Origin of the sequence: Pontibacter sp. SGAir0037 (genome assembly GCF_005491705.1) — a bacterium.
Taxonomy (GTDB): domain Bacteria; phylum Bacteroidota; class Bacteroidia; order Cytophagales; family Hymenobacteraceae; genus Pontibacter.
Window position 1 is genome coordinate 866,445 of sequence record NZ_CP028092.1, and the last position, 12,117, is coordinate 878,561.

At 46.5% G+C, this 12,117-nt stretch carries 7 protein-coding genes and 1 pseudogene; 2 read left to right on the top strand and 6 right to left on the bottom strand.

Annotation, left to right across the window (positions count from 1 at the left end; genetic code table 11):
* The first annotated feature begins 127 nt into the window (after nucleotides 1-127).
* A pseudogene (locus C1N53_RS03505) lies at nucleotides 128-1,201 on the top strand (IS3 family transposase).
* 112 nt (nucleotides 1,202-1,313) lie between these two features.
* Here the strand turns inward: C1N53_RS03505 and C1N53_RS03510 are convergent.
* Entirely contained in the window at nucleotides 1,314-3,521 is a 2,208-nt protein-coding gene (locus tag C1N53_RS03510; RefSeq protein ID WP_137758003.1) for a catalase, read from the bottom strand.
* A gap of 349 nt (nucleotides 3,522-3,870) precedes the next feature.
* Complete coding sequence (locus tag C1N53_RS03515; RefSeq protein WP_137758004.1) at nucleotides 3,871-4,422, bottom strand: 2'-5' RNA ligase family protein; 552 nt, start codon at nucleotides 4,420-4,422, stop codon at nucleotides 3,871-3,873.
* A gap of 185 nt (nucleotides 4,423-4,607) precedes the next feature.
* On the opposite strand from C1N53_RS03515, the gene abc-f reads away from it, so the two are divergent.
* Entirely contained in the window at nucleotides 4,608-6,542 is a 1,935-nt protein-coding gene (gene abc-f, locus C1N53_RS03520; RefSeq protein WP_137758005.1) for a ribosomal protection-like ABC-F family protein, read from the top strand.
* Nucleotides 6,543-6,611: 69 nt separating this feature from the next.
* Here abc-f and C1N53_RS03525 read toward each other — a convergent pair whose 3' ends face one another.
* The 4 genes from C1N53_RS03525 to C1N53_RS03540 form a co-directional block, all read right to left on the bottom strand.
* Nucleotides 6,612-7,265, bottom strand: coding sequence for an ATP-binding cassette domain-containing protein (locus C1N53_RS03525; protein ID WP_137758006.1), 654 nt, complete (start codon nucleotides 7,263-7,265; stop codon nucleotides 6,612-6,614).
* Nucleotides 7,266-8,045: 780 nt separating this feature from the next.
* Nucleotides 8,046-9,455: an alkaline phosphatase family protein gene (locus C1N53_RS03530; RefSeq protein ID WP_137758007.1), complete on the bottom strand. Its 1,410-nt coding sequence runs from the start codon at nucleotides 9,453-9,455 to the stop codon at nucleotides 8,046-8,048.
* Nucleotides 9,400-10,677, bottom strand: coding sequence for a metabolite traffic protein EboE (gene eboE, locus C1N53_RS03535; protein ID WP_137758008.1), 1,278 nt, complete (start codon nucleotides 10,675-10,677; stop codon nucleotides 9,400-9,402). The genes C1N53_RS03530 and eboE overlap by 56 nt, the downstream gene beginning before the upstream one ends.
* Nucleotides 10,678-10,887: 210 nt before the next feature.
* Nucleotides 10,888-12,075: a 3-dehydroquinate synthase gene (locus C1N53_RS03540; protein ID WP_137758009.1), complete on the bottom strand. Its 1,188-nt coding sequence runs from the start codon at nucleotides 12,073-12,075 to the stop codon at nucleotides 10,888-10,890.
* Between the last annotated feature and the right edge of the window lie 42 nt (nucleotides 12,076-12,117).

The window sequence follows — 12,117 nt, forward strand, 5'->3', positions numbered from 1 at the left end:
AATATACTATAGTCTGTTGATTAATAGAAGTTGTTGCCGAAGCTGCCCTCAAGCTTTCAGGTGGAAGTGTAGACTTCCCTGAAAGTTGGCCATTTAAAAGTTGAGTAAATGTTTAACTTTAGATGGAATGAAAAAGACACGCTTTACAGAATCACAGATCATCAAGGCCATCAAAGAGCACGAGAACGGCCGCAACGCCCAGGACCTTTGCCGGGAGCTGGGCATCACCTCCTCGGCCTTCTACAAGTGGCGCCAGCGCTACGGCGGCCTGGAGGTAAAGGAGCTCAAGCGAATGAAAGAGCTGGAGGAGGAGAACGCCCGACTCAAGAAGATGTTTGCTGAATTATCCCTGGTGCACCACGCCCTCAAGGACGCGGTAGAAAAAAAGCTTTAGAGCCTGACGAGAAGAAGGCGCTGGTGGGGTTTATGGTGGAGGAGCGTTCGTCAGGCTTGCAAGGCAGCAGGCCTTCCTAGAAGCAGCTATCAGTACAAGCCGGTGGAAAGAGACGACAACCTGGTGGAAGAAGAGCTAAGGCTGCTGGTGGAGAAGCACCCCTCGATCGGCTTCTGGCAGTGCTTCCACCGCATCAGGAGGAAGGGATACGGGTGGAACCACAAACGGGTGTATAGGGTCTACAGCCAGCTGAAACTCAACATCAGGAGGAGACACAAGAGAAGGCTGCCGGCCCGCCTCAAGCAGGCCCTCTTCCAGCCCGAGAAGATCAACCAAGTCTGGTCGGTGGACTTTATGAGTGACAGCCTCTGGGACGGCCGCAAGTTCCGCCTGCTCAACATCGTCGACGACTTTAACCGGGAGCTCCTCACCATGGAGGCGGACCTGTCGATCCCGGCGCTGCGCCTGATCAGGGTGCTCGAGTACCTGAGGGAATTCAGGGGGCTGCCCGAGATGATCCGGGTGGACAACGGGCCGGAGTTCATCTCCCGCAAACTCGAAGACTGGTGCAAGGAGAACAAGGTGAGGCTGGTGTTTATTCAGCCAGGGAAACCGACCCAGAACGCCTACATCGAGCGCTGCAACGGCAGCATCAGGAGAGAGCTGCTCAACGCTTACGTGTTCCGGACCCTTTCGGAGGTGCGCCAGAAAGCGGAGGAATGGATGGAGGACTATAATCACCACCGCCCGCATCAGGCGCTAAATTTCAGAACACCTGCGGAATTGTTGGAGGAAATTGTAACTTGAAAACCAACTTTACAATGGCCTAAAATCTGGGGAAGCTTACAGAAGCTGCTCCTGTAACGCAAAAAGTCAGCCTGTGCAGGCTGACTTTTTGCGTGAAATATTTTATAAGTGGTTAGGCCGGCACCTTGGTTTTTTCTTCTCTGTCCCAGTGGCGGTGCTTCTTAATGGCATCGATAAAAGCTGTGGCAAAATCATCTGCATCAGCCTCGGTGCCTGCGGTTATAACCCCTTTATCAGCCATTACTTTTGCGGCACTTTTATCGGCAAAGGAAATTCCGGGCACCTCTGCTTTCTGAAGCAAAGCAATCCCGTTACCTGATGTGGCTATTGCTTTACAATGTTTAAAAGCTTCATTGATAAAATGTAAAGCATCACCTTCCTGCATGAGTGCCTCTATATGTGCTTCACCGTCTGGAATATAAATGGCATCATACATAATGGAGCCGGTGGTGATATGGCTTTTATCGGCTTCTATTTCCTGTCCGTTCGTAGCCTTGCGCATGCCGTATAATTTAGAAACGATCTTTGCACTGGCACCAGCCTCCTTTAGGGCGTTTTTAATCTGCATTACTTCATCATAGTCATAGCCATCTTCGAGCAGGATAGCCACTTTTCTTGATTTTGCAGTTTGTATTTTATTCTTCTCCATGCTTAAAGCAGTAGAAGCATCGACTGATGTGCCTGCTTTTATTTTCCTGGAAGCATCGTTATCCTCATAATGACCTGTAGATGCTATTTCCTGGTTTTTTGGTATTCCCACGCCAATGCCTTCGGCAACCATTTCGGCAAGTTCCGGGGCGATTTTATAAAAATGGCCAACCATGCGCTCCCGAATGGCTTTTATCTCTACTTTACCCAGCTCAAAATGTGCTGCCTGCACAATGTGCTTCTTCTCCGGCTCTGTCATGGAGTTCCAGAATAAGGTTGCCTGGGAGTAATGGTCGTTAAAGCTTTCGCTTCGGGCCCTGATCTTGTGGCCTTCTACTTTTTCTTCATAATGCACATAGCCTCCTTCGTTTTCAGGAGCCATTTTAGGCTCTCCCTCACCAATTGAGTTTGGCCAGTAATTTACCCTGCCTTTGTTAATTGTTTGGCGCATAAAACCGGCTCCGTTCTGGTTATGGACAGGCACTACAGGCCGGTTTATAGGAACCTCTGTGAAGTTAGAGCTATGGAAGCGGTTTATCTGAGTATCAATATAAGAGAAAAGCCTGCCCTGTAGCAGCGGGTCGTTGGTCACATCGATGCCGGGCACCAGGTTACCCGGGTGAAACGCTACCTGCTCTGTTTCGGCAAAGAAGTTGTCAGGATTACGGTTTAGTGTCATTAACCCAACCGGCCTCAAGGGCACCAGTTCTTCCGGAATAAGCTTTGTTGCATCCAGCAAATCGAAATTGAATTTCAGCTCGTCTTCTTCCTCTACTATCTGCACACAGAGTTCAAATTCCGGGTAGTTGCCCATTTCAATCGCTTCCCAGAGGTCGCGGCGGAGCCAATCCGGATCTTTACCTGCCAGCTTCTGGGCCTCGTCCCACACAAGCGAATGTGCCCCGAGTTTTGGCCGCCAGTGAAATTTAACAAAGCGCGATTTACCTGCTTCGTTTATTAAACGGAAAGTATGCACTCCGAAACCTTCCATCATCCGGAAGCTGCGCGGAATGGCACGATCCGACAAAACCCACAGGAGCATGTGCATGGTCTCAGGCATCAGCGAAGCAAAGTCCCAGAAGGTATCGTGTGCAGCAGAGGCCTGAGGCATTTCATTGTTAGGCTCCGGTTTAATGGCGTGTACCAGGTCAGGAAATTTAATGGAATCCTGAATAAAGAAGACAGGTATGTTATTTGCCACCAGATCATAGTTTCCTTCTGAAGTATAAAACTTGGTTGCAAAGCCCCGTACATCCCTCACTGTGTCAGCTGATCCTCTGGAACCTACAACCGTTGAGAAGCGAACAAACAAAGGCGTTCTTGTGCTTGGATCGGTCAGAAACCTGGCTTTGGTGTATTCTTTCAGAGAATCGTCGTATGGCTGAAAGTAACCATGTGCACCTGAACCTCTGGCATGTACAACTCGCTCCGGTATAGACTCGTGATCGAGGTGCGTCATTTTTTCGCGGAAGTGAAAATCTTCCATTATGGTCGGGCCTCTCGATCCTGCCTTCAAGGAATCGTCGGTGTGGCTGATTCGGGTGCCCTGATCAGTCGTCATATACTGATTTTTTGGGTTCTCCCTGAAACTTTCTAACTGCCTGTTCTTGCTGTTTTCGTTAACGTTGTAGGATGATGGAAGGTCTTTATGCTGGTCTTTGTTGTCGCTCATAGTTTAATTATTTTGTACTAATGGATAAAGTACACAGGCATGTTGCAGCTGTACTGTATAAAACTACGACTGCTTAAAGTTATAAGTTGAATTAATTTTATATAAACTTAAATTAAAATAATATTAAAATTGCAGTATCCGAAGAGGGGAATTTGCTGAAGAGATCAGCTTTAAAAAAGCTTTACAAGAATGGTGGCAAAAAAGTGGTCTTAGAACATTAAAAAAGCAGGAACGAACGGCTGCTTTTAAAGTAATTTATACCAGGAGCCTAATATTAATAAACCGGCTTTTCTCTTTTATTGTACTTTCTATGGAAGTGGCGGTGCAATCCGAACCTGTAGTTGATGGTTTAAAAGATATACTCGTTTTTAACGAAGCGGAATTCTTCATCTTTTAGAAAATAGTCTCCTCTCTTTTGAAGAAGAGTAAGATTATTCAGTTCTATTTCCCAGTTAAAGTTGTAGCTGCTTAAAAAGGCAAGTATAGGCCCCAGCAGTTCCTGCGATGTATCACCCAATGCAAGCGAAATGTGAGGCAGCCACATGTTCGGGTTATAGTACACGCCCATTTCACTGCTCATCTCTGCTATATCGCGGTGCAGCCGGTCGTGAAAATTGTTGAGCAGCGGGGTGCGGAGAACAGGGGTGTAAATAACCGGGTTTGGACCAGGAAAAATGCCAAGGCCTGTTGTTCTGATTTTAAACGGAGTAGTCTCCAGACAGATCTGGTCGAGGTATTCCTTCATTTCCTGCATATCCGGAATTTCAGCTGTCAGAAGCGTCAGGTGCGGATAAGGTGTCATTTTAACGCCCCGCAGCCCGAACCTCCTTTCCAGGTTCTCTATAAGTTCCAGTACCCGTTCGGTGTGTTTTTTATCGAGTAAGGAAGTTATGGCAATCATACAGTTCCGGAATTATGTGAGATATCTTTTTATTGGAAATATAGCTGATTTTTATGCACAAGTGTATGAAACGTTCACCAGATAATATTGTTCAGTAAGAGCACATGATTTGTAAGACAGCCACAAAGGAGGCATTAAAATAAAGCAAAATAAGTACCTTTGTACTTTGTAGTAGAGCAACGCCCATGATTTCTATCAATAACCTGAACTTTCACTTTGGCAGCCGTCCGATGTACGAAGATGCCAACCTGCACATTAAACCCAAAGATAAGATTGGTCTTATTGGCCTCAATGGCACCGGCAAATCTACTTTGCTGCGTATTATCGTTGGCGAGTATGCCCCGGACGGTGGAAGTATTCAGATGAGCAAGGAAACCACCATCGGGTTTCTGAACCAGGATCTGTTAAGTTACGAGACACACGAAAGTATATTATCGGTGGCGATGCAGGCCTTTGAAGAAGCCATCAGCTTACAGAAGGAGATTGACAAGGTGCTGGTTGAATTCGAGAATAATTTCCACGACGACCTAGTTGATAAACTGGCTGGCCTGCAGGAGCGCTTCGAGGCATTGGGAGGCTACAGCATGCAGGCCAATGCCGAGGCCATACTGGAAGGGCTTGGCTTTTCTACAGCAGAATTGCAGCAGCCACTGGCTTCCTTCTCCGGGGGCTGGCGTATGCGTGTTATGCTGGCTAAAATATTATTACAGCAGCCATCGCTGCTGTTGCTCGACGAACCTACCAACCACCTGGACTTACCTTCTATTAAATGGCTGGAATCTTATTTAGAACGCTACGAAGGTGCCGTGGTAATTGTATCGCACGACCGGGAGTTTCTGGATAAAACGACCACCACTACAGTAGAAGTGGCTAATGCTAAACTGAATGTATACCCGGGCAACTACAGCTTTTATGTAGAGGAAAAAGCCTTGCGAAATGAAATTCAGAAAGGTGCCTACGAAAACCAGCAAGCCCATATACGGCAGACAGAGCGGTTTATCGAGCGCTTTAAGGCTAAAGCTACCAAGGCAAAGCAGGCCCAAAGCCGTATGAAGCAACTGGAGCGGATGGAGCGCATAGAAGATGTAGCACCTGATGCCGCCAAAGTAAACTTTAGCTTCCGGTTTAACGTGCAGCCTGGCCGCCATATCCTGCGCCTGGAGCACATGAGCAAAAGCTATGGCGATAAAATAATTTTCAGAGACACCAATGTGCATGTGGAGCGAGGCGATAAAATTGCGCTGATAGGTGGTAACGGAAAAGGTAAATCTACCTTGCTGCGCATCATCGCCGGTACAGAGCATATCCAGGGGAAGCGTGAGCTCGGGCACAATGTTATCATGTCGTTTTACGCACAGCATCAGCTGGAGTCTCTTTCCGTAGACAACGAAATTCTGCAGGAATTGCAGCAGGCAGGCTCCGGTAAAACAGAAGTGGAGTTACGCACCCTGCTGGGCTCTTTCCTTTTTACAGGCGAAACAGTGTTTAAGAAGATCAAAGTGCTGTCGGGAGGGGAGAAGTCGCGGGTAGCGCTGGCGAAAACATTAATTTCCGAAGCCAATTTCCTGATGCTCGATGAGCCTACGAACCACCTGGATATGCAGTCGGTAAATATTCTTATTCAGGCACTGGAGCAGTATGAGGGTACGTTTATCATCATCTCCCACGACCGTTATTTTGTTGAGAATGTGGCTACCAAGATATGGTATATTGAGGATTATCAGCTGAAGGAATATCCTGGTACTTATCACGAGTACGAAGCATTTCAGGAGCGTAAGGAGAAGGAGGCTAAAAAGGTGGCTGCCAGTACACCTGCCCCTGTTAAAGAAGAGCCAAAGCAGAAACAGCAGCGGGATACATCAGAATATAATGCGTTAAATAACCAGCTAAAGCAGGCGAACAGGCAGTTGTCGGATGTAGAAAAGCAGGTGCAGAAACTGGAACAGGAGCTGGCTGGTTATGAAGCACAACTCGCCGATCCGAAGGTATACAGCAACCCTGATCTGCTGCAGGAAAAATCGCTTAAGTTTGAACAGGTGCAGAAAGAGCTTCAAAAGGTGAATGAGAAGTGGGAGGCCCTGATGCTGGAAGTAGAGGAGCTGGAAGGAAAGTTAAATTAAAATCAAGTATTTCGAAAAGAGCGTAACAAGCCATTAGCTGCTACGCTCTTTTTATTTTAGGTGCATTTGCTATAACCTGGCATAGCCAAGCATTTCAATATCTTCAATTGTTTTGGTCAGGTGGGTTTTCCCGCCTTCCAGTACATAAAGGTTGTCGCTGAGATCCAGGATGTGCCTGTACATGTGGTCTGTAATCAGCAAGCCTTTGTGTTCCTTTTCTTCCAGCAGTAGTTCCTTCACTTTCTCTATCTGCATCGGATTCAAATGGGAGAAAGGCTCATCCAGCATGGCAAAACAGGAAGAGGATTTCACTATAACATAGATCTCCACGAGCCGTTGGCCACCGCCAGACAGGCTGCCAACAGACGATCTGTACCTGGAACTAAATTCTGGAAATCTGTGCTGAAACACAGCAAAGTCAAGGTTAAAATCTTTAAAAATACGCTTAAGGGAAAGGGACCGCGGAATAAAGTTAAACTGTGGCAGGTAAAGTAGCAGGTCGGGCCGCTTAAATGCTTCAAACTGCACTTTCTGGTCGAAACGCACGGATTTTTCACAAGGCATGCTGCCGTAAATGATCTTCATCAGGCACGATTTTCCCTGGCCGTTTCTGCCCAACAGACCGGTTATTTTGCCTGTTTCACATTTCAGGTATATATCTGAAAGGATTCTCCTGTCATTGAATGCCAGTTGTATACTGTCAACTTCCAGCTTGTGGCTCATTTCAAAAGATGGGTATGGTATATAATGAAGAGAAACAGCGTAAAATCAAAGGTAAGGGTAGTGCCCCAGAGCATGACTTTAGAAACACCTAAATTCTGGTAGTAATAATACTCTTTGCTTTTATAGCTGTTAATAAAATAGAAGATTATCCCTAAGGATATTATTTTAAACCAGAACACAGCTGCAAATAAACTATAACCTGACTTCAAATAAAGACTGGCGCAACAGGCTGTAATAACAAGTGATGCTACAAAGTAGCTCTTGTAGAAGGTACAGATGAGGCGTAAGGTTCTGATCTGACGCATTTGTAGCAAGTATCTTGAATGATTATCAGTAGCTTGAATATACAAAATTAAAGTGATTTCTTAAGCTTCAGATGCGGGATAATGCAGGGCAGGCTAAGCTATGAAGGATAGATTGCCTGTTACACCTATTTATATTGCTGCATAAGCATAAAGAGATATAAGTATTTTGTAACAAATACGTTATAAGCGAGTATATGAGAAAAAACTGCGAAGGATTAGTTCTTTGATGATCACCTATTTATAATCTTTATGAAATCTGTTCTAGCAAAAATATTCGTTGCTGCCATGTTGGCTGGAGTTTTTTCTTCCTGCAGCCGCACCGTTTGTCCTGCTTATGGCAGTGTGAAGGTAGAAAAGGCAGTAAAACCCGGCCTTCTCTCCAGCCGCAGGTAAAAATATTGTAAAAACTTAAAACAGAGCAGGCCGCTTATATCTAATATAGCGGCCTGCTCTGTTTTATAGCATTCAGATATGATCAGAAAGGCTGCACGGGAGCAACCTGTGGTTTCGTAAGGCCTAAGTGCTGCTGAATCAGGGTAAAAACATCTGTTGCTTTAATTTTCTGTTGAAGTGATACCTGCTTGTTTTTAGTGAGGAAAACAGGCCACTCATCCTGGCTTTCAGGTACCCGTCCATGCGATCCCTTTATTAATGTGGCGTCTAAGGGAATGATATCCATCAAGGTACGAAAACCCAGTTTCTTCTTGATCAGTTTTCCTGCTATAAGCGGCATCAGAAACTTTATTTTCGGATCGGCGAACATCTCCACCGGGTCGTAACCTGGCTTCTTATGAATATCCACCATACGGGCGTAATCCGGTGCTTTGCTGTCGTCTAACCAGAAGTAATACGTAAACCAGGAATCAGCATTGGCAATTGCTACCAGGTCGCCGCAACGCTCGTGGGCCACGTTATACTTATTTCTTTCGTCTCCAGCCAACACTTCTTCTATACCGGGTACTTTTGCCAGCAACTGTTGCACCTCTTTAATCCTGGATTTGTCCTTTACATACACATGCGCAACCTGGTGATCTGCTACGGCAAATGCTTCGCTTATGCCGGCATCGAGCAGCTCCAGCCCACGCTCTACTCTGACAGAAATGTAGTGGTTCTCACGCAGAACTCTGTTAATGTGTATAGGCTGGTTTACGCTTGAGATGCCATATTCTGACAATACAATCACACTAGCACCCTTGGCCTCATAAAAACTGATCAGATCGGCACATACGGCATCGATTTCCTGCAGGTCTTTACCAATGCGGGCATCGTGTGGCCCCAGCCGCTGCAGGTTGTAGTCCAGGTGAGGCAGGTAAATCAGGGTAAGAGTAGGATTGTAAAGGTCGTCAGTTATTTTAGAGGCATCTGCAATCCATTTACTGCTTTTGATAGAGGTATTAGGGCCCCAATAGCTGAAGAGGGGGAAGGTGCCTAATTTCTGCTGTAAGACGTCGCGCAGGTCAGCTGGCTGGGTATAGCAGTCGGGCATTTTACGGCCATCTGCCAGGTACTGCGGGCGTGGTGTAAGCGCATAATCGGCGCTGGAATACATGTTGTACCACCAGCACATATTGGCACAGGTAAAAGAAGGATCAGCGGCTTTCGCCGCTTCCCATATTTTCTCAGCCTGTATCAGCTTGTTGGATTGTCGCCAGAACTTAATCTCACATTCTTCTTCAAAATACCAGCCATTGCCAACAATTCCGTGTTCTTCGGGGTTTTTACCTGTCAGGTAAGTGGCTTGTGCGGCACAGGTAACAGCAGGTAAAACAGGGTGTATGGCAGCTGCCTGTGCTCCTGATGCCCATTTGTACAGAAAAGGGGTGTTGCTGTCAGACAGCAGCGACTGCGTAAGTCCTACTACGTTCAGGACTACCGTTTTCTTCATGTTGCTTTTTCTTTATTGTTTGCAGAACCCAATCCATTTCGCGACGGATGGAATCTGAAAGGTCTTTTTTAAGACCCTCCGGGAGTACTTCCCAGGTATAGGTTTCTATTTCTAAATGGCAGGAAACATGTTGCTGTGTCATGAGCCATAGCACCTCTTTAATATCATCCTGTGTAGACTGCAGGCCGTTGTATTCGGAGGTGAAGAGTGGCACATGGAAATGTGTTCTCCATTCCTGTGCATTTGTTTCCGGCAATGCCTCTAACGCAGCAGGCAGGTCGGTATACTGTTTCAGTTTGCCGAATTTATCCTGCTCTATTACCTGGTGCAGGTAAGTAGACTCGGCAAAAGGCTGTAGCTTTACGGCCAGGGCCTGTCGTTGTGCCTTATCTTCCGGAATGCTGGCTTTTAAGGCAGCGCTTAACTGTACTTTGCCAATCTTGATGCCTGCCATAGCCAGCTTAGCCAGCGCCACTTTCGGCTTCTCATAGGCAAGGGCAAAATGGCAGACATCGTAACATACCTGAATATGGGTAAGGATAGCACGTTGTGCCTCTACCTTGGTAAAGCCTTTCGATTCGGCCAGTTGCCTACAGCCCATCGGTAAAAGCCAGTTTGAGTAGAACTCAATCAGCTCGGTACTGTTCTCAATCAGGCCATCCGGCTCGGGCTCAATATCAATATGAATGGTTTTGCCTGTTGCTTCCTGTATGTTTACCAGTTCTTCCACCAGCTCCACCATGTGGGCCGTAGAGGAACTGTATACCTCGTTTATTTTATCCTGATCCTGCCCATGCCATGGTTTATAAGACAATGGTGATGTAGAAATGCCTCCTATAACGCCCTGAGGCAGCAGCGACGCCAGTATATGTGCCAGGCGCTTGGTGTAGGCCAGGCGATCAACGGTTGTCCAGTCCGGTTTATGAACATCGTCTTTTACCACCTGGTTGTGAAAGCCGCCATAAGGGAACCCGTTCATGGTAAAAATATAGAGCCCGTTCGAGTCCAGCCACTTTTTAAAGGCGGTCAACCTGTTGTCATCTAACAGTTCTCGGCTGGCAACATCCGAAAGGCGTAGTCCGATGCCTAACGGGCTGTTGGGAGTCAGTTGGTTTTTAAGGCAAGGTAAATAGGTAATCAGGTTCTTGAAAACTTCTTCCCAGGTTTCCCCCTGATGGATATTGGTACAGTAAGTTAGATGGTGTTGTAGATCTATGAGCATATAATTTTACATTGGAATGTGAGAACAACTGGTAAAAGAATACCAGCTGCGGGAAAAACCAGCATTAAAATTAAAACAATATTGAATATAACAAAATAAATTTGGTAATCCAAATGTGGAATAGCTCTCTCTACTACGAAAGAAGTTTTAAGTTAGATATAAGTAATGCTACTTATCCACAAAAAAAATTGCTCCGTTTACGTACCGCTCTTAATGAATACCTGATAAGGACTTGGCATACTGCCGTTGCTTTAGTTGCTGCACAGCGTGTGTTACCAGCTCTTCTTCAATCTGATGCACTTCTACGCCTTTTCCTATCTTGCTGAGTAGCATAATAGTTAGTTGCCCGCCCAGGTGCTCGCGAAATTCTGTTAAACCTTTCAGGATGCTCAGGCGATTGTCGGCACTATTCAGTCCATCGGCTAATTCCGGAATAAACAAATCGAAGCCAAGATCGGTTAACACCTGCAGCACATCCTCGCATTCCTGCTCAGAAAGCATACCAATGAGTTTAGAATAGGTAACATCCAGCGCAATGCCAATGGCTACTGCCTCGCCATGTCGTACTTTATAGTTTGTAAGCTGCTCCAGCTTATGGGCAGCCCAATGGCCAAAGTCCAGTGGACGGGAAGAGCCCATTTCAAAAGGGTCTCCGCCTCCGATATGCTCCACATGCATTTCCGCACAGCGGAAGATCAGGTCCTGCATGGCAGCCATGTCTCTTTTGGCCAGGCGCCCGGCATTGTTCTTTATCTCCTGGTAAAAGGCCTCATCTTTTATCAGCGCAACTTTAACAGCTTCTGAAATACCGGCACGCCAGTCGCGGTCGTCGAGAGTAAGCAGGAAGTGGCTATCGTTCAGAACGGCAAAAGGAGGAGCGAAGGTGCCCAGGAAATTTTTCTTGTCGAATGAGTTGATGCTGTTTTTTACACCCACTCCCGAATCGTTTTGTGAGAGGACGGTAGTAGGTATACGGATATGGCGGATGCCGCGGTGGGCAATAGCCGCTGCAAAGCCGGCCAGGTCCAGTAGCGCCCCCCCGCCAATAGCGATGAGGTACGAGTGGCGGCATACACCATAGTTGTTTACTGCCTGCAAAAGCTTGTTCAGGTAGGCAGTGTTATTCTTACATTCTTCACCGCCTGTAATTATAACCGGCTCAGCCAGCGATCTGATAGCATCAGCGTAGTGGGTGGTATAGGCGGCAATATCCTGCAGCAGCTGCGGGTGTGTATCGGCAACGCCACTATCCACCACAAAAAGCACCTTATAAGGGCCGGGGCTTTCGCTTTGTTTTAAGGTATCAACCAGAAGCGGGTTCTGAAGCGAAAACAGACCCTCTGTAAAATGTATGTTATAGGTAAAGTGAACCTTAAAATCCTGATGAATCGATCTCATTGTGTTGTTGAATGTTGACTATAATGTTTCAACGTTTAAACG